Below are 21,492 nucleotides of genomic sequence, written 5' to 3' on the forward strand. Positions count from 1 at the left end.
CCCCCGCCTACCAGCCCGCGCGGCGCAGCGCGTCTTCGGTGGCCTGCCCGTCGGGCCGGACCACCACGCCGCCGCGCGTGTCCATATACACGCGGTATCGCGCGCCATCGAGCATGGGCATATACGCAGCACTGCCGTATTCAACGTCCACAAACGGAAGCCAGTTGGGGAAGACCCGCTTCAGCGTGGCCAGATCGGGCACGGGCCAGTCTTTCAGCGCATGCACGCTGCGGGGCTCGCTGCGTTCGCGCTCAATATCGCTATAACGGCCGGACAGGCGTTCGAAAGCGTACAGCGGAGGCGCACCCGCCAGAAGAGCCGGCAAGCGCCAGCGCACGACCTTGGCGTCTATTTGCCATTGGTCGCCCGCCAGGGGATAGACCCGCGCTGCCCCGCCGGGGGGCGCCTGAGCCGTCAGCAGGAAGCGGCCCGGTGCCTGTTCGTGAATCTGCACTTCTGCGACCGGCGTGTCGGTAGTCAGCCGCAGGAACTGCACCAGCGTCAGGGCCAGCAGTGCCGATACGCCGGCCAGGGCCACCAGCATGACGCCGAAGAGACGCCGCACCGGCCTGAGCCGGAATACGCGCCGGCCGCTGGCATCACGCGGCCCGCCCCGTCCGAACAGCAGTGCCAGGCCCGGCACAAGCACTATCAAGGCCGCCAGGGCCATCCAGACAAAAGGGGCGTAGCCGTTGATCACCAGATAGTCCTCGGGCGTCGGGCGGCGGCCTGGGGCGGCCGCGACGCCCTATCGATATTGGTCGGCGTGAAAGCGCAGGTGGTCTTGCATGAAGGTGGAAATAAAGTAGTAGCCGTGGTCGTAGTCGGCGTGGCGGCGCAGCGTCAGGGGTTGGCCGACGCTCGCGCAGGCTTGCTCGAAGGCTTCCGGGTATAGCTGCTCGGCCAGGAATGTATCGGCCAGGCCCTGGTCGACCAGGATGCCGTGCGGGAACGGCGGACGCTGCACACGCGCCATCAGTTCGCTGGCGTCGTAGGCCTTCCAGGCGCTGGTGTCAGGGCCCAGGTATCCGCCGAACGCCTTCTGACCCCAGGGGCAACGCATCGGCGCGGCAATCGGGGCAAAGGCCGATACCGAGCGGAACTTCTCCGGATGACGAAGCGCGAGAACCAGCGCCCCATGCCCACCCATGGAATGCCCAAAAATGCCCGTACGCTCCGGATCGCCCGGAAGCTGCCGGGTGACGATGCCATACAGCTCGTCGGCCACGTAGCTTTCCATGCGGTAATGGGTACGCCAGGGCTCGGCCGTTGCGTCCAGATAAAACCCCGCGCCGGTGCCGAAGTCCCAGTCCTGGTCTTCACCGGCGACGCCGGCGCCACGCGGACTGGTATCCGGCGCCACCAGCATCAGTCCGTATTCGGCCGCGAGCCGCTGCGCGCCGCCCTTGATCATGAACGTTTCTTCGGTGCAGGTCAGGCCGGCCAGGAAGAACAGGGTCGGGACCGGACCCTGTTCGGCCTGCGCCGGTATGAACACCGAAAACCGCATCGGCAGGCCGATTTGCGCAGAGGCGTGCCGGTAGTAGCGCTGCCAGCCACCAAAACAACGATGCTGAGAAATCAGTTCCAGGTCTGCCATGCTGTTTGCTTCCTTGCTCGCTGGCGCTTAATAAACCACCACGGACCGGATGGATTCCCCGCGCTTCATCAGGTCGAAACCTTCATTGATGCGTTCAAGCGGCAGGGTGTGCGTGATGAGGTCGTCGATGTTGATCTTGCCTTCCATATACCAGTCGACGATCTTGGGCACATCGGTACGACCACGGGCGCCACCGAAAGCCGAGCCTTTCCATTGCCGGCCGGTCACCAGCTGGAAGGGCCGCGTGCTGATCTCGGCGCCGGCCTCGGCCACACCGATGATAATGGACTGGCCCCACCCCTTGTGGCAGCACTCGAGGGCCTGGCGCATCACTTCGGTATTGCCGATGCACTCGAACGAATAATCGGCCCCGCCGTCCGTCAACTGGACGATATGGTCCACCACATTATCGACTTCCTTGGGATTGACGAAGTGCGTCATGCCGAATTGGCGCGCCATGGCTTCGCGCTGCGGATTCAGGTCGACGCCGATGATCTTGTCGGCACCCACCATCCGGGCCGCCTGGATCACGTTCAGGCCGATGCCGCCAAGGCCGAAGACCACCACGTTCGCGCCGGCCTCGACTTTGGCGGTGTACAGCACGGCGCCCACACCGGTGGTCACGCCGCAGCCGATGTAGCAGATCTTGTCGAACGGAGCATCTTCCCGCACCTTGGCGACCGCGATCTCGGGCACCACGATGTGATTGGCGAAGGTGGACGTACCCATATAGTGGAACAAGGGCTCGCCGCCGATGGAGAAGCGCGAGGTCGCGTCGGGCATCAGGCCCTTGCCCTGGGTGGCGCGTATGGCCTGGCAGAGATTTGTCTTGCGCGACAGGCAGAATTTGCACTGGCGGCATTCGGGCGTGTAAAGCGGAATGACGTGGTCGCCCTTTTTGAGGGACGTAACGCCGGCTCCGACGTCCACGACAACCCCTGCGCCCTCGTGCCCCAGAATGGCCGGAAAGATACCTTCGGGATCGGCCCCCGAGAGCGTGTAGTAATCGGTGTGGCAGATGCCGGTCGCTTTTACTTCGATCAACACCTCGCCGGCGCGCGGGCCGTCAAGATCGACTTCTTCAATGGTGAGCGGGGCTCCGGCCTTCCAGGCGACGGCGGCTTTGGTTTTCATGGGGGCTCCTCAGTACGGAATTTGCTGCAGCTATGGCAATTTAACGCCCGATGTTAACCTGCTGGAGCGCGTCGGCCCATGGTGGCGCGCCCATGGTGTCCCCAGCGACGCTTGACCCTCGACGGCTATGGCACTATTTATATATAGTTGATCGCCCTTAACGTTCTTTCGGCCGCGCACGCCCCCTAATCCTATGGCCCGTCTGCCCCGTTTGTACGCCCCCGGGCTGCCCCAGCTGGTGCAGGCCAACTTCGTTCAGCCGTTGGCCGCCCCGTCGCAGCCGACGCCGCAAGACGTACTGAACCAGCTTGCGTCCTGGCTGGGCGATTCCGCGCAGCGGCATCGCGTGGCGGTGCACGGCTGGGTGCTGGCCAACGACCGCATACTCTTGATGGCCACCCCGGCAGACGAAGAAGGCCTGCCGCGCCTGATGCAGACGCTGGGACGCAACCTGGCTGCGCGTCTGCGCGGTGGGCGGGTGTTTGCAGGACGCTATCGGTCGGCCCTGCTCGAACCGGGTGTGTGGGTGCTGCCGGCGCTGGTCTGGCTGGAGACTTACCCCGTGCGCAGCGGCATTGCGCACGATCCGGATTCCTGGCCCTGGTCCTCGGCCGGCAGCCATACCGGCCATACGGCTGCCGCCACGCCGCCCACCCCCTGGCAATCCGATCACGCCGACTACTGGGCCTGCGGTAATACGCCTTTCGACCGCCAGGCGAACTACCGCCGCCGCCTGCAGGAAGGGCTCTCGCGTGAGCAGAGCGAACGCATCGACCAGGCAGTGTCCGGCCAGTGGGCACTGGGCGGGCCCGGTTTTATCGCCAGCCTTGCCCATACCGCCAGCCGCCGTGTGGCGCCGGGCCAACGCGGCCGCCCCCGAAAGAAGCCTGCGCAGGCGCCAGCCGCCGATACAGCGGCAGACTACACCGGGCGCTGACGCTGATGCGCTGAGCCCTGAATGGCAGCGTATCCACCGCGGCGCGGACTGGGGCCGCAAGGGCATGGCGTTCGAAATCAAGGCAGCCACGGTGTCACTACGGTGTTGCAGGCCACCCCTGCCATGCCTCGTCGCCCAGCCTAGACATTTACGGTCTCTACAGGGGCCGACCACGCCAAGCAAAGCTGCATCGCCTGGTTTTTTGGGGACGCAACACCATGTTCGGCGACATCATGACCGCAATCTCGGTGCGGGCAGCGACGTCCCAAAAAGCAAGCCGCTGATTTGGTGGTGATTTTAATGCGTCCCTAATTGCTTGCACCAGAACGGTGAATTTGTATATTTAGGGTCGCTCCCCATTTAATACCGTTGCGCACGGGCGCCGCCCGCAGTATCGTCTTGGTCTTGCACTGCAACATTTCGACGCAGACCCCTGCGGAGCGCGCCATGTCCACACATCATCCCGATCATTCCTGTCGCCCGGCGGAAACGCCCATTGATGCCCGCCGCATCGGCTTGCCGGCGTCTCAGGGGCTGTATGACCCCAAGCACGAACACGACGCCTGCGGCGTGGGGTTCGTGGCCCATATCAAAGGGCGCAAGAGCCACGCCATCATCCAACAGGGCCTGAAGATCCTGGAAAACCTGGATCACCGGGGCGCCGTGGGGGCCGACAAGCTCATGGGCGACGGCGCGGGCATCCTCATCCAGATCCCGGACGCCCTGTACCGTGACGAGATGAACCAGCAGGGCGTGGCGCTGCCGGCTCCGGGCGAGTATGGCGTGGCGATGGTCTTCCTGCCCAAGGAAACTGCCTCGCGCCTGGCATGCGAACAAGAGCTGGAACGCGCGGTTAGGGCCGAAGGCCAGATCGTGCTGGGCTGGCGCGATGTGCCCGTAGACGTGGAAATGCCCATGTCGCCCACGGTGCGCTCTGTGGAACCCGTGATACGCCAGCTGTTCATCGGACGCGGCGCGGATGTGATGGTGCCCGACGCGCTCGAGCGCAAGCTTTACGTGATACGCAAGACCGCCAGCCACGCCATCCAGGCCATGCGGCTGGCGCACGGCAAAGAATATTTCGTTCCCTCGGCCTCGGTACGTACCGTGGTGTACAAGGGCCTGCTGCTGGCCGACCAGGTGGGCCGCTACTACCGCGACCTGGCCGACCCGCGCACCGTGTCGGCGCTGGCGCTGGTTCACCAGCGTTTTTCGACCAACACCTTCCCGGCCTGGCCTCTCGCCCACCCGTATCGCATGATCGCGCACAACGGCGAGATCAATACGGTGAAGGGCAACTTCAACTGGCTGCGCGCCCGCGAAGGCATGATGCAGTCGGCCGTGCTGGGCGACGACCTGAAGAAGCTCTACCCCATCGTGTACGAAGGCCAGTCGGATACCGCCACCTTCGACAACTGCCTCGAACTGCTCGTCAATTCCGGCTATTCGCTGGCGCACGCCATGATGATGATGATTCCCGAAGCCTGGGAACAGCATACGCAGATGGACGAAAGCCGCCGTGCGTTCTATGAATATCACGCGGCCATGATGGAGCCCTGGGACGGCCCGGCTGCCGTCGCGTTCACCGACGGCCGCCAGATCGGCGCCACCCTCGACCGCAATGGCTTGCGCCCGGCACGCTACCTGATCACCGACGACGACATGGTGATCATGGCGTCCGAGGCCGGCACGCTGTCGATTCCTGAAAACCGCATCGTCAAGAAATGGCGCCTGCAGCCGGGCAAGATGTTCCTCATCGACCTGGAACAGGGCCGCATCATCGACGACGCCGAGATCAAGCTGCAGCTGGCCAACAGCCGCCCGTATCGCCAATGGATCGAGCGCCTGCAGATCAAGCTCGAATCGCTGCCCGCGCCGCGCCAGTCCACGCCGCCCACCCAATCGGCGGTCTCGCTGCTCGATCGCCAGCAGGCATTCGGCTGGACACAGGAAGACTACAAGTTCATTCTGGAACCGATGGCCACCACCGGCGAAGAAGTGGTGGGATCGATGGGCAACGACGCGCCGCTGGCCGTCCTGTCGAACCGCGCCAAGCCGTTCTACAACTACTTCCGACAGCTTTTCGCCCAGGTCACCAATCCGCCCATCGATCCCATCCGCGAGCAGATGGTGATGTCGCTGGTGTCTTTCATCGGCCCCAAGCCGAACCTGCTGGACATCAACAACGTCAATCCGCCGCTGCGGCTCGAAGTGGCTCAGCCCGTGCTCGATTTCGCCGCCATGGCGCAGATCCGCGATATCGAACAGGTGACCGGCAAGAAATTCCGCAGCTATGAGCTCGACATCACCTACCCGGCCGCATGGGGCTCGGAAGGCATCGAGGCGCGCGTGGCCGCGCTGTGCGCCCGCGCCGTAGACGCAGTGCAAAGCGGCTACAACATCCTGATCGTATCCGACCGCCTGGTCGATGCCGAGCGCGTCGCCATTCCCGCGCTGCTGGCCACGTCGGCCGTGCACCAGCACCTGATACGCGCCGGCCTGCGCACCGCCACGGGCCTGGTGGTTGAAACCGGCTCCGCGCGCGAGGTGCATCATTTTGCGCTGCTGGGCGGCTACGGCGCCGAAGCCATCCACCCGTACCTGGCGCTGGAATCGCTGGCGCGCATGGCCGACCCCGACAAGGCCATCAAGAACTTCATCAAGGCCATCGGCAAGGGCCTGAACAAGGTCATGTCCAAGATGGGCATCTCGACCTACATGTCGTATACCGGCGCGCAGATCTTCGAAGCCGTGGGCCTGCAGCGCGCACTGGTCGACAAATACTTCACGGGCACCGCGTCGAACATCGAAGGGATCGGCATTTTCCAGGTGGCCGAAGAAGCGCTGCGCCTGCACCGCGCCGCGTTCAGCACCGATCCGATACTGGCCAATGACCTGGACGCCGGCGGCGAGTATGCGTTCCGGGTCCGCGGCGAAGAGCATATGTGGACTCCCGATTCCATTGCCAAGCTGCAGCACGCCTCGCGCGCCAACAACTATCGTACGTACAAGGAATACGCTCAGATCATCAACGATCAGAGCCGCCGCCACATGACCTTGCGCGGCATGTTCCAGTTCCGTTTCGACCCGGCTCGCGCCATTCCGCTGGATGAAGTCGAACCGGCCAAAGAAATCGTCAAGCGCTTCGCCACGGGCGCGATGTCGCTGGGCTCGATCTCCACCGAGGCCCATACGGTGCTGGCGGTCGCCATGAATCGCATCGGCGGCAAGTCGAACACTGGCGAAGGCGGCGAAGACGAGCTTCGTTACCGCGCCGAAATGCGCGAAGGCAAAAGCACCATCAAAGATGGCGATACGCTGGCATCGTTGCTGGGTAGCGACCGGATTGAATCCGACGTGCCCTTGAAGGCCGGCGATTCGCTGCGCTCGCGCATCAAGCAAGTCGCGTCGGGGCGCTTTGGCGTCACGGCCGAATACCTGGCCAGCGCCGATCAGATCCAGATCAAGATGGCGCAGGGCGCCAAGCCGGGCGAAGGCGGCCAGCTGCCGGGCCACAAGGTGTCGGAATACATTGCCAAACTCCGTTATTCCGTGCCGGGCGTAGGGCTGATTTCCCCCCCGCCGCACCACGACATCTATTCCATTGAAGACCTGGCGCAGCTCATCCACGACCTGAAGAACGTCAACAGCAAGGCGTCGATCTCGGTGAAGCTGGTGTCGGAAGTCGGCGTGGGCACCGTCGCGGCCGGCGTGGCCAAGGCCAAGGCCGACCACGTCGTGATTGCCGGCCACGACGGCGGCACGGGCGCTTCGCCCGTGTCTTCGATCAAGCATGTGGGCACCCCCTGGGAACTCGGCCTGGCCGAAACCCAGCAGACCCTGGTGCTGAATCGCCTGCGCAGCCGTATCCGCGTACAGGCCGACGGCCAGATGAAGACCGGCCGCGACGTGGTCATCGGCGCACTGCTGGGTGCCGACGAATTCGGCTTTGCCACCGCGCCGCTGGTCGTAGAAGGTTGCATCATGATGCGCAAGTGCCACCTCAACACCTGCCCGGTGGGCGTGGCCACCCAAGACCCGGTATTGCGCCGCAAGTTCCAGGGCAAACCCGAGCACGTCGTCAACTTCTTCTTCTTCATTGCCGAAGAAGTGCGTGAAATCATGGCGCAGCTCGGCATACGCAAATTCGACGACCTGATCGGCCGCGCCGATCTGCTCGACATGCGCAGCGGCATCGATCACTGGAAAGCGCACGGCCTGGACTTTTCCCGCGTGTTCTACCAGCCGCAGCTCGACACCGAAAAGCGCCAGACCGAAGCGCAGGACCACGGCCTGGCCGCGGCGCTGGATCACCTGCTCATCGAGCGCAGCAAGCCCGCGCTTGAGCGTGGCGAAAAAGTGTCGTTCATCACGCCGGTCCGCAACCGCAACCGTACCGTGGGCGCCATGCTGTCGGGCGCGCTGGCCGCGCGCTACGGCCATGAAGGCCTGCCCGACGACACGATCCACATTCAGTGCAACGGTACGGCCGGGCAAAGCTTCGGCGCCTTCCTGGCGCACGGCATCACGCTCGACCTGGTCGGGGAAGGCAACGACTACGTCGGCAAGGGTCTGTCGGGTGGCCGCATCATCGTGCGTTCGCCCAACGACTTCCGCGGCTTCGGCCCCGACCACATCATTGTCGGCAACACCGTGCTGTACGGTGCGCTGGCCGGCGAGGCGTTCTTCAACGGCGTGGCCGGCGAACGATTCGCCGTGCGTAATTCGGGCGCCGCTGCGGTCGTCGAAGGCACCGGTGACCACGGTTGCGAATACATGACTGGCGGCACGGTCGTCGTGCTGGGCTCTACCGGCCGCAATTTCGCGGCGGGCATGTCGGGCGGCGTGGCCTACGTATGGGACCCCGACCGCAGCTTCAAGCAACGTTGCAACATGGCCATGGTCGAACTCGAGACAATCGCCCCGCACGCCGAACAACTGTCGCAGAACAACCGCGAACACTGGCACAGCGTGCAGCGAGGCAGCGAACGCGATACCGATGAATCCATTTTGCGCCGGCTCATCGAAGACCACTTCCGCTACACCGGCAGTTTCCGCGCCCGAGAAATCCTGGGCGACTGGGAAGCGTCGCGCGGCAAATTCATCAAGGTCATGCCGACGGACTACCGCCGGGCATTGGGCGAAATGTGGCGTGCAGCCAATCCGGAACAACTGGCTGCCTAAGGATCAACCATGGGAAAAATCACTGGCTTTATGGAATTCCAGCGGCTGCAGGAAGCCGCTGAAGCGCCGCAAAAACGCTTGAAGAACTGGCGCGAATTCGTGCTGCACCTGACGGACGAGCAGTCCAAGCAACAGGCCGCGCGCTGCATGGATTGCGGCATACCGTTCTGCAACAACGGCTGCCCGGTCAACAACATCATCCCCGACTGGAACGACCTGGTGTACCGCCAGGAATGGCGGCGTGCCCTCGACGTGCTGCACTCCACCAACAACTTCCCGGAATTCACCGGCCGCATCTGTCCGGCGCCCTGCGAAGCCGCCTGTACCCTGAACATCAACAGCGACGCGGTGGGCATCAAGTCCATCGAGCACGCCATCATCGACAAGGGATGGGCGGAAGGCTGGGTGGCGCCGCAGGTGCCCGCCCGCAAGTCCGGCAAGAAGGTCGCCGTGGTCGGGTCCGGCCCGGCCGGCCTGGCATGCGCGCAACAACTGGCACGCGCCGGCCATTCCGTCACAGTGTTCGACAAGAGTGATCGCATCGGCGGCCTGCTGCGCTATGGCATTCCCGACTTCAAGCTCGAAAAATTCCAGATCGACCGCCGCATCGCCCAGATGGAAGCCGAAGGCGTCGAGTTCTCGCCGTCTACATACATCGGCGACCCCGCCGATCCGGTCGCCGACGGCCTGACCGTACGCACTCCCGAAGCGCTGATGGCCGAGTTCGATGCGGTGGTCATGAGCGGCGGAGCGGAGACCCCGCGCGACCTGCCGGTACCCGGCCGCGAGCTCGAAGGCGTGTATTTCGCCATGGACTTCCTGCGCCAGCAGAACAAGGCCGTGGCAGGCGACCGACTGACCGGCCAGACCCTGGCCAAGGGCAAGCACGTGGTCGTGATCGGTGGCGGCGACACCGGGTCCGACTGCGTGGGCACCAGCAACCGTCAGGGGGCCGCGTCGGTGACGCAGTTCGAGCTGATGCCGCAGCCGCCTGAATCCGAAGACAAACCCCTCGTGTGGCCGTACTGGCCCTTGAAGATGCGCACCTCCTCGTCGCATGAAGAAGGGTGCGAGCGCGACTGGGCCGTCACCACCAAGCTGCTGAAGGGCAGCAACGGCAAGGTCGAGAAGCTGGTGGGCGCGCGGGTTGAATGGTTCAAGGACGAAGCCACCGGCCAGATGAAAATGCGCGAAGTCGAAGGGTCGGAATTCGAGATCAAGGCCGACCTCGTGCTGCTGGCCATGGGCTTTGTATCGCCGGTGCAGAATGTGCTGGACGCGTTCGGCGTTGACCGCGATGCGCGCGGCAATGTCCGCGCCAATACCGACGATTACCGTACCAGTATCGAGAAGGTGTTTGCCGCCGGCGATATGCGGCGCGGCCAGTCGCTGGTGGTGTGGGCGATCCGTGAAGGGCGGCAATGTGCACGCGCCGTCGACGAGTTCCTCATGGGCGCCAGCGAACTGCCTCGCTGAGGCTCCGCGCGCCGGCCAGGGCCGGGCATGCGGGAAACCTCCCCCGCATGCCCCGCCAGACATCAGGCACGCTATCGCCGCGTCGACAGACTGCGGCGCCTTCCGTAGCCCGCGTGCTGCCCCGACCATGGTCGCAACCAGCGGGCTCGCAGGGGTGGGGGGTGATCCGAGTAGAGGCCGGGCGCAGGGCACCCCGCCGCGGGCGACACCCTGGCAACGTCTGGCAGTTTCTGTAGTTTGTTGCAGCAATTCAGCCTACGCATGACGTGGATCAAGTCAGCCGCCGCGCCGGCCTGAGAACCTCTCGCTGCCGACCCTTCGGCTGATTACGGAGAGTTTCATGTCATTACGTACCCCTCTGGCCGCGGTGCTGTGCGCTGCCGGCCTGGCCAGCGCCCCCGTCCACGCCCATGAAGCGGGCGACTGGTTGTTCAAAGTGGGCGCCACACAAGTCCACCCCAAGTCGGGAAATGGCAAGGTGCTGGACGGCACCGTTGGGCTTGATGTGGGCAACAACGTCCGCCCCAGTTTCACCATCACCTACATGGCAACCCGCCACATCGGCGTGGAACTGCTCGGCGCCTGGCCCTTCCAGCACGACATACGCGGCAGCGGCGGCCTGGGCAAAATCGGGTCTACCAAGCACCTGCCGCCCACGCTGAGCGTGCAGTGGCATTTCCTTCCCGACAGCACCGTGCAGCCGTATGTCGGAGTAGGCGTGAACTACACGCACTTCTTCGATACCCAGACCCACGGCGCATTGTCCGGCTCCGACTTGAAACTGGGTGATTCCTGGGGCCTGGCAGGGCAAGTAGGCGTAGATGTGAAACTGAATGAGCGCTGGTTCGTCAATGCCGACCTGCGCTACATCGACATTTCATCGAAGGTGAAACTGGACGGCCAGCGTATCGGGACCGCGCGCATCGATCCATGGGTTGCCACCGTGGGAATCGGCTACCGGTTCTAGGATTGCGGCCAGGGCCCGCAGCAGACACCGTGCGATCGCAGCCCGCCGCAGCGCCCAGAAGGCATCGGGTCCCAGGGGACGCCCCCCCGCGATGCCTTACGGCAGGGCGGCCCTCACGATCCGGCTGCCCCGAATCCGACTCCCGGGAAAATCCGGCGTCTCGCGCCGGCCTCCACCCGGATGGCGTCACCGTTAGCGCCCGCCGGCCTCCCGCCCGCCGGTAAATTCCATTATTTCTTTCTTGAACCAGGGCAACGCGCCTAGACTGGCGGCATGCCTGCCACCCCCCATTCCCGCCCGCTATCGCCACTGGCGCTGGCATGGCCGGCGATGGCCGCGCTGGCAGTGGCCATGGGAATAGGACGGTTCGCATTCACGCCGCTGTGGCCGCTGATGGCCCACGACGCCGACCTGAGCCTCGCACAAGGCGGCTGGCTGGCTTCGGCCAACTATGCCGGCTACCTGATCGGGGCCGTGACCGCCGTGGCCTTCCCCATCCGGCGCCTGCGCGCCGGCCTGATGACCAGCCTCGTGGCGGCCGGCGTGCTCACCCTGGGCATGGGCCTGTTCGACGGCATGGCTGCCTGGCTGGCGCTACGTCTGGCGGCGGGCTATGCAAGCGCCTGTACCTTTATCTGCGTGGCGGCGTGGCGGCCGGTGCCCCTGGGGCATGCCCTGGAAGGCCGCATCATGAACTGGACATACGCCGGCGTGGGCCTCGGCATCGCCGCCAGCGGGCTGGCATGCTTGGCGCTGATGCGGCTCGGGGCAGATGCCGACGCAAACTGGGTGGCGCTTGGAATACTGGCGTTGGCCCTCACGGCGTCGATGGGCGTGCCGGTGTGGCGCGCACCGACCCAGGCGCCGCCCCGCGATCCGCCACCGTCCGCCGCGGCCGCCGCGCCTGCCGAGGCCGCCCGGGCCTGGCCGCGCGAGCTGGTGCTGCACTACGGCGTTTTCGGAACGGGATATATCGTGCCAGCCACTTTCTTGCCGGCCATGGCCAAAGCCCAGGTTGCCGATCCGGCGGTCTTCGGCTGGGTATGGCCATGTTTCGGGGGCGCGGCGGCCTTGTCGTGTCTGTTGGCGCCGCGCCTGGCCCGCGGCCGCGACGAGCGTCGCATCTGGCGGGCGGCCCAGCTGTGCATGGCCGCCGGGATGGCGGCCCCGGCGTTCCATGACGGCGTGTGGAGCCTCGCGCTCGCGGCCCTGCTGGTCGGCGGCACTTTCGTGGTCATTACGCAGGCGGGCATGCAGGCGGCGCGGCGCAGCGCCGGCAATGCTTCACGCGCTGCGGCGGCCATGACGTCGGCCTTCGCACTGGGACAGATCATCGGACCCCTGGCCGCCGCGTGGGCCACCCGGATGGGCTACGGTCTTGCCGCCGTACTGGCAGCCGGCGCAGCCATGTTGGCGGTATCAGCGCTGATGCTGCCACAACGGGCATAATGTCCCTCTTACCGCGCCGAGTCGATCTACAGGAGTTTCGCGCATGCGAGTCTTACGTCCGATGCTGGCTGGCCTGCTGGCCGCCACCGCCCTGGCCACCAGCCTGCCCACCTACGCCCAGAATGCCGCCGACTGGCCTTCGAAGCCCATCACGCTGATCGTGCCCTATGCGCCCGGCGGCTTCGCCGACACGCGCGTGCGCCTGCTGGCGCGCAAGCTGTCCGAATCGTTGAAGCAGACGGTGGTCATCGAGAACAAGGCCGGCGCCGGTGGCGTGATCGGCACCAACCTGATCGCCAAGGCCGCGCCGGACGGCTATACCATCGGCACGGGCAATCTGGCTCCCATGGCAGTCAATCCCACCCTGATGCCCGCCATTCCCTACGATGCGGCCCGCGATCTCGCGCCGGTCATCCTCATCGAAAACAGCCCCCTGGTGCTCAGCGTCAACAATTCGCTACCCGTCAAGAACTTGCAGGAGCTGATCGCGCTGGCCAAGCAAGATCCCGGCAAACTCACTTTCGGATCGTCGGGCGTGGGCGGCGCACATCACCTGTCGGGTGAAATGTTCCGCGAACAGGCCGGCATAGACATCGTGCACGTGCCTTACAAGGGCGGCAGCCTGGCGGCCACCGACCTCATGGGCGGCCACATTTCGATGATGTTCGAGATGGGTTACTCGGCGTTGCCGGCCATTCAGGCCAAGAAAGTGCACCCCATCGCCGTGACTTCCGCCAAGCGGCTCGACGTGCTGCCCGACGTTCCGACGCTGGCGGAATCCGGTCTGCCCGGCTTCGAGTCGTACAACTGGCAGGGCATCGTCGCCCCGGCCGGCACGCCGGCGCCCATCATCGCCAGGCTGAATACCGAGTTCAACCGCATCCTGCAGGACCCCGAAGTGCAGAAGGCCATCGCCGACACGGGCAGCCAGGCCGGCGGCGGCACGCCTGAAGAGTTCGCGGCGTTTATCGCCAGCGAAACCGATAAATGGGCGCAGGTCATCAAAGCGGGCAACATCAGCCTGCAGTAGGGCGCGCCTGCCGCCAACCAGGACGCCGGCAAGGTCACGTTACAATGGTTTCACCATTGTGGCCCCTTGCCTTTGCGGCCCCCACTTTCCATTGCCTATGCCCGAACTTACTCCCAACAGTCCGGATCTCGCCCTGTCGCTCGACGGGGTGGCACTCGGCTATGGCGATTTCACGGTATTGCAAGATATCAGCATGGCGGTCAGGCCGGGCCAGGTCGTCGCCGTCATGGGCGGATCGGGTTCGGGCAAGACCACCCTGCTGCGCGCGGCCACCGGCCAGCTGCGGGCGTTGCGTGGCCAGGTGCGGGTGTTTGGCACGGATATCGGCCAGGCCAGCCGCGACGGCGTGCAGGCGCTGCGCAAACGCATGGGCGTTCTGTTTCAGCAGGGCGCCCTGTTCACGGACTTGAATGTGTTCGAGAACGTCGCCTTTCCGCTGCGTGAACACACCCGTCTGGCCGAACCCGATCTCACGGCGCGCGTATTGGACAAGCTTGACGCCGTCGGCCTGCGTGCGGCGGCCCACCTGCGAGTGGCCGAAATCTCGGGTGGCATGGCCCGCCGCGTGGCGCTGGCCCGCGCAGTCGTGCTCGAACCCGAACTCATCCTGTACGACGAGCCTTTTGCCGGCCTCGACCCGATCTCACTGGGCATTACCGCCCGCCTGATCCGCGATTTGGCCGACCGCCTGCAATGCGCTTCGGTTCTTATTACCCACGACGTGCAGGAATCCTTCGCCATCGCCGACCAGGTCTACCTGGTCGGGCGCGGGCGCCTGGTCGCCGCTGGCACGCCCCAGACACTGTCTGACTCGCAGGATCCCTACGTCAGACAGTTCCTGCGCGGCGAACCCGACGGCCCCGTGGCCTTCCAGTATCCGGACACGCCGGCTTTCCAGGCCTGGCTGGCCAAACAAGAGGGGCGCAAACCATGAGCGCGCCGATACAAGCCTTGGGCCGCTGGGTGCGCAATCAGGTTGAGGGCGTGGGGTTCTTCACGCGCTTCCTGGGAGCCTTGCTGGCGCGCAGCGGCGTTGCCGTCTCGCGCCCGCGCCTGGTGTCGCAGCAGGTCCATTTCATCGGCAACTATTCGCTGCTGATCATTATCGTGTCCGGCATGTTCGTGGGCTTTGTCCTGGGGCTGCAGGGCTATTACACCCTGAACCGGTATGGCTCCGAAGAGGCCCTGGGCCTGCTGGTCGCGCTGTCGCTGGTGCGTGAACTGGGTCCCGTGGTCACGGCGCTGCTGTTCGCCGGGCGAGCGGGCACCTCGCTCACCGCCGAGATCGGCCTGATGAAAGCCGGCGAGCAGCTGGCTGCGATGGAGGTCATGGCGGTCGACCCCATGCGCCGGGTCCTGGTTCCGCGGTTCTGGGGCGGCATCATCGCCATGCCGGTGCTGGCGGCGGTGTTCTCCATGGTGGGCATCCTGGGCGGCTGGGTCGTGGGCGTGCTGCTCATCGGCGTGGACGCCGGCGCATTCTGGTCGCAGATGCAGAGCGGCGTCGACGTCTGGAACGACGTGGCCAACGGCGTCCTGAAGAGCCTGGTGTTCGGGGTTACCGTTACTCTGGTGGCGCTGTACGAGGGCTGGCAGGCCCGGCCCACGCCCGAAGGCGTGGCTCGCGCCACCACCCGCACCGTGGTGGTCGGTTCGCTGGCCGTCCTGGGGCTCGACTTCCTTCTTACCGCCCTGATGTTTGGCAATTGATACGGATTCATCATGTCACGCGAAAAAACCGATTTCTGGGTAGGGCTCTTCGTGCTGCTGGGCGCGGCCGCGCTGGTTTTTCTTGCCCTGCGGGCGGGCAACCTGAGCAGCTTCTCGTTTGCCCCTACCTACACGCTTACCGCCAACTTTGACAACATCGGCGGCCTGAAGGCCCGTGCGCCGGTCAAAAGCGCCGGTGTGGTCGTGGGCCGGGTAGGCAAAATCAGCTTCGACGACAAAGTCTTCCAGGCGGTGGTTACCCTGAACCTGGAAGAAGGCTATCAATTTCCCAAAGATTCGTCTGCCTCCATCCTGACTTCCGGCCTGCTCGGCGAGCAGTACGTGGGCTTGTCGGCAGGCAGCGAAGAAGAAAACTTTGCCGACGGCGGCAAGATCCGTTATACCCAAAGCGCTGTCGTGCTTGAACAACTGATCAGCCAGTTCCTCTATGGCAGCGCTGAAAAACAGGGCTCGACGCCGGGGAATTGAGGTTTTTCCGCGCCAGGCCGTAGATAATTGCCCGTTCGCGCCGCATGGCATGCATGGGGCACACTGAGAACCGCCCCGCATTTCGCACGGGGCCCTTTGCGATCATGAACATGTCCAAATCCGCCCGTTTCGCTTCCGCACTGGCCGTCTGCGCCCTGATGGCGGGCTGTGCCGCACCCGGCACGCCCGACCCCCGCGACCCCTGGGAAGGCTTCAACCGCGGCGTGTACAAGTTCAATGACACCGTAGACCGCGCGTTGTTCAAGCCCGTGGCTCAGGCCTATACCTACGTCACGCCGCAACCGGTGCGCAGCTGCATCCACAACATGTTCAGCAACGTGGGCGATCTGTGGGGCGCCACCAACAGCTTTCTGCAGGGCCGCGGCCACGACTTCGTCAATACGCTGGGCCGCTTCCTGTTCAATACCACCATGGGCGTGGGCGGCTGCTTCGACGTGGCCTCGGCCAATGGCGCGCGCAAGATCCCCAACGACTTCGGCACCACACTGGGCGTCTGGGGCTTCGGCCAGGGCCCCTATCTGGTGCTGCCGTTCTTCGGCGCCAGCTCGGTCCGCGACGGCGTGGGCCTGGTGGGCGACTTCCAGGGTGGCCAGTACACCTATACCAGCGTCGGCGCGATTGAAAACGTGCCGGTACGCAATTCGCTGTGGGGCCTGAGAGTGGTCGACACCCGCGCGAACCTGCTCGACACCACCGATATGGTCGACCGCGTTGCGCTAGACCCCTACAGCTTCGTGCGCGACGCCTACCTGCAACGCCGCGCGGCCATGGTGCGCGGCACCGCCACGGGCGAAGCCAACGTGCCCGACTATAGTGTCCCCGATTACAGTGACGACGACGACGCCGCGGCTGCCCCCGCGGCCCCGGCCCAACCGGCCGCACCCGCGCTCAAGCCGTAACCAGGCGCGCCGCCACCAAGGAGTATCCATGCGGTTTTCTGCTTTTTCCCTGCTGCAACGCCTGTTCCTCACTGCGCTGCTCGGCCTGACGGCTGCCGGCGCCGCCAACGCCGCCAACGCCGCCAAGCCCGACCCGCATGGCGCGCCCGACCAGTTCGTGCTGGCCGCGGCCAACGAAGCGCTCGACGCCCTCAAAGCCGATTCCCAGCTGCGTTCGGGCGATCTGGCCCGCGTGAACCAGGCCGTCGACCAATACATCCTGCCGTATGTCGACTTCCGCAAGACGACGCAGCTGGCGGCCGGCCGCTTCTGGCGCCAGGCAACGCCCGAACAGCAAACCGAGCTGGCCGACGCGTTTCGCGGCACGCTGATCCGCACCTACAGCGGCGCGCTCACCAACGTCACCCAGGCCACCACCATCAAGCTGCTGCCCTTCCGTGGCGATCCCAACGCCGACGACGTGGTCGTGCGCAGCCTGATCACCCAGTCCAACGGCCAACCGGTGGGCGTCGATTACCGTCTTGAGAAAGACCCCAAGGAAGGCTGGCGCATCTACGACATGAACGTCGAAGGCATCTGGCTGATCCAGAACTATCGCAACCAGTTTGCCCAGCAGATCAATCAGTCGGGCATCGACGGCCTGATCAAGGCGCTGAACCAGCGCAACCAGTAGTTCCGGCACCGGCCGGGGTCCCCGCCGGGCCCCGGCCGCCATTTATAATGGGCGATTCGCTCTTTACAGGGCCTGCGCCGCTGCCATGTCTGCCGTCAGTCTAGACCACGTATCCAAGATTTACTCGCCACGCTCGCCCGGTTGGAAAAGGCTGCTCGGGCATGCGGCCGGGCCCGGCTTCCAGGCGCTGAACGACGTCAGCCTCACTATCGAGCCGGGCGAGTTCTTCGGCTTGCTTGGCCCGAACGGCGCCGGCAAGACCACCCTGATTTCCATCCTGGCCGGCCTGGCCCGCGCCACCAGCGGGCGCGCCAGCGTGTGTGGCTATGACGTCACCACCGACTACAAGGCCGCCCGCAGGGCCCTGGGCGTCGTGCCGCAAGAGCTGGTCTACGATCCGTTCTTCACCGTGCGCGAGACGCTGCGCATCCAGTCCGGCTATTTTGGCCTGCGCAAGAACGACGACTGGATCGACGAAGTCCTGTTCAACCTGGGGCTGTCTGACAAGGCCAACGCCAATATGCGAGCGCTGTCCGGCGGCATGAAGCGCCGCGTGCTGGTGGCCCAGGCGCTGGTGCATCGGCCGCCCGTGATCGTGCTCGACGAGCCCACGGCCGGCGTCGACGTCGACCTGCGCCGCACTTTGTGGGAATTCATCTCGCGCCTGAACAAGGCCGGCCATACCATCATGCTGACCACGCACTATCTCGAAGAAGCCGAAGCGCTGTGCGGCCGCATCGCCATGCTGAAAGGCGGCCGCATCGTGGCCCTGGACACCACCCAGGCCTTGCTGGCGCGGGTGGGCGGCGTCGATCTCGAAGACGCGTTCGTGCGCATCATGCACCGCGACGAATCTTCCGTGGCCGATCTCGAACCCGAAGAGGTGGTCTCGTGAGCTCGCCGCTGACCCCCTCTGCCCAGCCCTTGGTGCAGCCGCGGCTGGATGCCGGATCCGGCTTTCCCACCCTGCTGCGCAAAGAACTGCTGCGCTTCTGGAAAGTCGCCTTCCAGACCATCGCGGCTCCGGTGGTCACCGCCTTGCTGTACCTGCTGGTGTTCGCTCAGGTGCTCGAGGGGCGCGTCCTGGTGTATGGCACGGTGCCCTATACGTCGTTCCTGATACCCGGGCTGATGATGATGAGCATGCTTCAGAATGCCTTCGCCAACCCGTCGTCGTCGCTGATCCAGAGCCGCATCACCGGCAACCTGGTGTTCGTGCTGCTGCCGCCGCTGTCTCATCGCGAAATCTTTGCAGCCTACCTGCTGGCGGCCATGGCGCGGGGCCTCGCCGTGGGCATCTGTGTCTGGCTGGTTGCCGTGTGCTTCACGCCGCTGCCGTTTGCGCATCTGGGCTGGGTGGTGGTTTTCGCCGTGCTCGCGTGCGGCATCATGGGTACCCTCGGCCTCATCGCGGGCCTGTGGTCCGAAAAATTCGACCAGCTCGCGGTGTTCCAGAATTTCCTCATCATGCCGGCCACCTTTCTTTCCGGCGTTTTCTATTCCATTCACACCTTGCCGCCCTTCTGGCAGGCGGTGTCGCACTGGAACCCCATCTTCTACACTATCGACGGATTCCGATATGGCTTTTTCGCCGTGTCGGACGTATCACCATGGCGCAGCCTGGCCGTCGTGTCGGGCGTCTTCGCCGTGCTGGCGATCACCACGATGCGGCTGCTGGCCAGCGGATACAAACTCAGGAACTGACGTCCATGCAACCTACCCCCGAGCAAGTCCGCCAATACATCGCCGACGGCTTGCCCTGTGAACACCTGGACGTGCAAGGCGACGGTTCGCATTTCGATGCGGTCATCGTCAGCGCCGCATTCGAAGGCAAACGCCTCATCGCGCGTCACCAGATGGTCTACGCCGCCCTGGGCGAACGTATGAAGGCTGAAATCCATGCATTGTCCATGCGCACCCTGACGCCCGACGAATACGCCAAGGCAGGCATTTGATGGACAAACTCCGGATTACCGGTGGCGCACAGCTACGCGGCGAAGTCACCATCTCGGGCGCGAAGAATTCGGCCTTGCCCATTCTTTGCGCGGGGCTGCTCACCGCCGACGCGGTCAGGCTCGCCAATGTGCCCGACCTGAACGACACGTCCACCATGCTGCGGCTGCTGGGCCGCATGGGCGTGCGCGCCGAACGCGGGTCGGACGGCATCGTGACCCTGCAGGCCAGCAATGTCGACAACCTGGAAGCGCCGTATGAACTGGTCAAGACCATGCGCGCCTCCATCCTGGTGCTCGGCCCGCTGCTGGCCCGTTTCGGCCACGCACGCGTCAGCCTGCCGGGTGGCTGCAGCATCGGCCAGCGGCCGGTCGACCAGCACATCAAGGGCATGGCGGCGCTGGGCGCCGACATCAGCATCGAACACGGCTTCGTCGTCGCAAAAGCCCGGCGCCTGAAAGGCGCCCCGATCCGCACCGACATGGTCACGGTCACCGGCACCGAAAACCTGCTGATGGCCGCGGTGCTGGCCGACGGTCAGACCGTCATCGAGAACGCCGCGCGCGAACCCGAAGTGGTCGACCTGGCCGAACTGCTCATCAAGATGGGCGCCCGCATCCAAGGGCATGGCACCGATCGCATCGTCATCGACGGCGTGGCCAGCCTGCACGGCGCAGAACACAGCGTCATCCCCGACCGCATCGAGGCGGGCACGTTCCTGTGCGCCGTGGGCGCAGCCGGCGGCGACATCACCTTGCGCAACGCCGCCCCCGAGACTATGGGCGCGACGCTCGACAAGCTGATCGAAGCCGGCCTCACGATCGAGACCGGCCCCGACTGGATCCGCGGCGCCATGCAGGGCCGCCCGCGGGCCGTAGGCGCGCGCACCCACGAATATCCGGGATTCGCGACCGACATGCAGGCCCAGCTCATGGCGCTCGACACCGTCGCCGACGGAACGGCCGTCATCGTTGAAACCATCTTCGAAAACCGCTACATGCACGTGCAGGAACTGCGGCGCATGGGGGCCGACATCGAAATCGACGGTCATACCGCGGTCGTGCACGGCGTGGCGCGCCTGTCGGGCGCGGCCGTCATGGCCACCGACCTGCGCGCATCCGCCAGCCTGGTCATTGCCGGGCTGGCCGCCGAAGGCCAGACCCAGATCGACCGTATTTACCATCTAGACCGGGGCTACGACAAAATGGAAGTCAAACTGCGCGCCCTCGGCGCCGACATCCAGCGCCTGACCGGCAAGGAAACCGCATGAGCGCCATACCCGCCGCGCCGGTCACCCTGGCTTTGTCCAAGGGCCGCATTTTTGAAGAAACCCTGCCACTGCTGGCCGAGGCCGGCATCCACGTGGCCGAGAAGCCCGAAAATTCGCGCAAGCTCATCCTGCCCACCAGCGACCCGGGCCTGCGGCTGATCATCGTGCGCGCGTCCGACGTTCCCACGTACGTCCAGTATGGCGCGGCCGATCTCGGCATCGCCGGCAAAGACGTGCTGCACGAGCACGCCGCCCAATTCCCCGGTGGCCTGTACCAGCCCATCGACCTCGACATTGCCAAGTGCCGCCTGTGCGTGGCGGTGCGCAACGGCTTCGACTACGAGGCCGCGGTGCATCAAGGCGCCCGCCTGCGCGTGGCCACGAAATATGTACGCGCGGCGCGCGAGCACTTCGCGGCCAAGGGCGTATATGTCGACATCATCAAGCTGTATGGCTCGATGGAACTGGCGCCGCTGGTCGGGCTGGCCGACTGCATTGTCGACCTCGTGTCATCGGGCGGCACCCTGCGCGCCAACGACTTGGTCGCGGTCGAAGACATCATGCCCATTTCGTCGCGGCTGATCGTCAACCAGGCTTCGCTCAAGACGCGCGGAGCCCGCCTGCAGCCCTTGCTCGACGCTTTCCGGCGCGCCACCGAATCCAGGCCGGCCTGACCGGCGCCACGCGGGCGCACGGCGCC

19 protein-coding genes are annotated in these 21,492 nt (G+C 65.2%); 16 read left to right on the top strand and 3 right to left on the bottom strand.

The window, feature by feature from the left end:
• Nucleotides 1–7: 7 nt before the first annotated feature.
• Genes ACV17W_RS12835 through ACV17W_RS12845 form a run of 3 tightly spaced genes read right to left on the bottom strand, consistent with a single transcriptional unit; the run spans nt 8 to nt 2,734 of the window.
• Nucleotides 8–700: a hypothetical protein gene (locus tag ACV17W_RS12835; RefSeq protein WP_462592712.1), complete on the bottom strand. Its 693-nt coding sequence runs from the start codon at nt 698–700 to the stop codon at nt 8–10.
• Between the two features lie 48 nt (nt 701–748).
• Complete coding sequence (gene fghA, locus ACV17W_RS12840; RefSeq protein WP_462592713.1) at nt 749–1,600, bottom strand: S-formylglutathione hydrolase; 852 nt, start codon at nt 1,598–1,600, stop codon at nt 749–751.
• 27 nt (nt 1,601–1,627) lie between these two features.
• A complete protein-coding gene (locus ACV17W_RS12845) occupies nt 1,628–2,734 on the bottom strand; it encodes an S-(hydroxymethyl)glutathione dehydrogenase/class III alcohol dehydrogenase (RefSeq protein WP_462592714.1) in 1,107 nt (368 codons plus the stop codon).
• 193 nt (nt 2,735–2,927) lie between these two features.
• Between ACV17W_RS12845 and ACV17W_RS12850 the strand changes: the two genes are divergently transcribed.
• From ACV17W_RS12850 to hisG, 16 genes are all read left to right on the top strand, one after another.
• A complete protein-coding gene (locus tag ACV17W_RS12850) occupies nt 2,928–3,671 on the top strand; it encodes a transposase (RefSeq protein WP_462592715.1) in 744 nt (247 codons plus the stop codon).
• A 447-nt stretch (nt 3,672–4,118) separates the two neighbouring features.
• Nucleotides 4,119–8,855, top strand: a complete 4,737-nt coding sequence (locus ACV17W_RS12855; protein ID WP_462592716.1) for a glutamate synthase-related protein — start codon at nt 4,119–4,121, stop codon at nt 8,853–8,855.
• A gap of 9 nt (nt 8,856–8,864) precedes the next feature.
• The gene (locus ACV17W_RS12860) at nt 8,865–10,331 is read left to right on the top strand and encodes a glutamate synthase subunit beta (protein WP_462592717.1); all 1,467 of its coding nucleotides are present in this window, start codon (nt 8,865–8,867) and stop codon (nt 10,329–10,331) included.
• 340 nt (nt 10,332–10,671) lie between these two features.
• Entirely contained in the window at nt 10,672–11,298 is a 627-nt protein-coding gene (locus ACV17W_RS12865; RefSeq protein WP_462592718.1) for an OmpW/AlkL family protein, read from the top strand.
• Nucleotides 11,299–11,571: 273 nt separating this feature from the next.
• A complete protein-coding gene (locus tag ACV17W_RS12870) occupies nt 11,572–12,747 on the top strand; it encodes a YbfB/YjiJ family MFS transporter (RefSeq protein ID WP_462592719.1) in 1,176 nt (391 codons plus the stop codon).
• 43 nt (nt 12,748–12,790) lie between these two features.
• Entirely contained in the window at nt 12,791–13,777 is a 987-nt protein-coding gene (locus tag ACV17W_RS12875; protein WP_462592720.1) for a Bug family tripartite tricarboxylate transporter substrate binding protein, read from the top strand.
• Between the two features lie 97 nt (nt 13,778–13,874).
• A complete protein-coding gene (locus ACV17W_RS12880) occupies nt 13,875–14,711 on the top strand; it encodes an ABC transporter ATP-binding protein (protein ID WP_462592721.1) in 837 nt (278 codons plus the stop codon).
• Nucleotides 14,708–15,487, top strand: coding sequence for a lipid asymmetry maintenance ABC transporter permease subunit MlaE (gene mlaE, locus ACV17W_RS12885; protein WP_462592722.1), 780 nt, complete (start codon nt 14,708–14,710; stop codon nt 15,485–15,487). The genes ACV17W_RS12880 and mlaE overlap by 4 nt, the downstream gene beginning before the upstream one ends.
• Before the next feature lie 12 nt (nt 15,488–15,499).
• Nucleotides 15,500–15,976, top strand: coding sequence for an outer membrane lipid asymmetry maintenance protein MlaD (gene mlaD, locus ACV17W_RS12890; protein ID WP_462592723.1), 477 nt, complete (start codon nt 15,500–15,502; stop codon nt 15,974–15,976).
• Nucleotides 15,977–16,080: 104 nt separating this feature from the next.
• Entirely contained in the window at nt 16,081–16,896 is an 816-nt protein-coding gene (locus ACV17W_RS12895) for an MlaA family lipoprotein (RefSeq protein ID WP_462592724.1), read from the top strand.
• A gap of 28 nt (nt 16,897–16,924) precedes the next feature.
• Nucleotides 16,925–17,569, top strand: a complete 645-nt coding sequence (locus tag ACV17W_RS12900) for an MlaC/ttg2D family ABC transporter substrate-binding protein (protein WP_462592725.1) — start codon at nt 16,925–16,927, stop codon at nt 17,567–17,569.
• 85 nt (nt 17,570–17,654) lie between these two features.
• Nucleotides 17,655–18,464 carry an ABC transporter ATP-binding protein gene (locus ACV17W_RS12905; RefSeq protein WP_462592726.1) on the top strand — a complete coding sequence of 270 codons (810 nt, stop codon included), beginning with the start codon at nt 17,655–17,657 and terminating at the stop codon, nt 18,462–18,464.
• Nucleotides 18,461–19,273 (top strand): ABC transporter permease, encoded by an 813-nt coding sequence (locus ACV17W_RS12910; protein WP_462592727.1) that lies wholly within the window; start codon nt 18,461–18,463, stop codon nt 19,271–19,273. Before ACV17W_RS12905 ends, ACV17W_RS12910 begins: the two co-directional genes overlap by 4 nt.
• 5 nt (nt 19,274–19,278) lie before the next feature.
• Entirely contained in the window at nt 19,279–19,524 is a 246-nt protein-coding gene (locus ACV17W_RS12915; RefSeq protein WP_462592728.1) for a BolA family protein, read from the top strand.
• The gene (gene murA, locus ACV17W_RS12920; RefSeq protein WP_462592729.1) at nt 19,524–20,792 is read left to right on the top strand and encodes a UDP-N-acetylglucosamine 1-carboxyvinyltransferase; all 1,269 of its coding nucleotides are present in this window, start codon (nt 19,524–19,526) and stop codon (nt 20,790–20,792) included. Before ACV17W_RS12915 ends, murA begins: the two co-directional genes overlap by 1 nt.
• The gene (gene hisG / locus ACV17W_RS12925) at nt 20,789–21,466 is read left to right on the top strand and encodes an ATP phosphoribosyltransferase (RefSeq protein ID WP_462592730.1); all 678 of its coding nucleotides are present in this window, start codon (nt 20,789–20,791) and stop codon (nt 21,464–21,466) included. Before murA ends, hisG begins: the two co-directional genes overlap by 4 nt.
• Nucleotides 21,467–21,492: the final 26 nt, after the last annotated feature.

This window comes from Bordetella sp. MIP270_01_BMS (genome assembly GCF_054958705.1).

Coding starts and splice junctions, on each gene's coding strand:
- ACV17W_RS12905 (WP_462592726.1), top strand. CDS start 17,655: ATGTCTGCCGTCAGTCTAGACCACGTATCCAAGATTTACTCGCCACGC.
- ACV17W_RS12870 (WP_462592719.1), top strand. CDS start 11,572: ATGCCTGCCACCCCCCATTCCCGCCCGCTATCGCCACTGGCGCTGGCA.
- hisG (WP_462592730.1), top strand. CDS start 20,789: ATGAGCGCCATACCCGCCGCGCCGGTCACCCTGGCTTTGTCCAAGGGC.
- ACV17W_RS12875 (WP_462592720.1), top strand. CDS start 12,791: ATGCGAGTCTTACGTCCGATGCTGGCTGGCCTGCTGGCCGCCACCGCC.
- ACV17W_RS12865 (WP_462592718.1), top strand. CDS start 10,672: ATGTCATTACGTACCCCTCTGGCCGCGGTGCTGTGCGCTGCCGGCCTG.
- mlaD (WP_462592723.1), top strand. CDS start 15,500: ATGTCACGCGAAAAAACCGATTTCTGGGTAGGGCTCTTCGTGCTGCTG.
- ACV17W_RS12855 (WP_462592716.1), top strand. CDS start 4,119: ATGTCCACACATCATCCCGATCATTCCTGTCGCCCGGCGGAAACGCCC.
- fghA (WP_462592713.1), bottom strand. CDS start 1,600: ATGGCAGACCTGGAACTGATTTCTCAGCATCGTTGTTTTGGTGGCTGG.
- mlaE (WP_462592722.1), top strand. CDS start 14,708: ATGAGCGCGCCGATACAAGCCTTGGGCCGCTGGGTGCGCAATCAGGTT.
- ACV17W_RS12860 (WP_462592717.1), top strand. CDS start 8,865: ATGGGAAAAATCACTGGCTTTATGGAATTCCAGCGGCTGCAGGAAGCC.
- ACV17W_RS12845 (WP_462592714.1), bottom strand. CDS start 2,734: ATGAAAACCAAAGCCGCCGTCGCCTGGAAGGCCGGAGCCCCGCTCACC.
- murA (WP_462592729.1), top strand. CDS start 19,524: ATGGACAAACTCCGGATTACCGGTGGCGCACAGCTACGCGGCGAAGTC.
- ACV17W_RS12895 (WP_462592724.1), top strand. CDS start 16,081: ATGAACATGTCCAAATCCGCCCGTTTCGCTTCCGCACTGGCCGTCTGC.
- ACV17W_RS12850 (WP_462592715.1), top strand. CDS start 2,928: ATGGCCCGTCTGCCCCGTTTGTACGCCCCCGGGCTGCCCCAGCTGGTG.
- ACV17W_RS12880 (WP_462592721.1), top strand. CDS start 13,875: ATGCCCGAACTTACTCCCAACAGTCCGGATCTCGCCCTGTCGCTCGAC.
- ACV17W_RS12915 (WP_462592728.1), top strand. CDS start 19,279: ATGCAACCTACCCCCGAGCAAGTCCGCCAATACATCGCCGACGGCTTG.
- ACV17W_RS12900 (WP_462592725.1), top strand. CDS start 16,925: ATGCGGTTTTCTGCTTTTTCCCTGCTGCAACGCCTGTTCCTCACTGCG.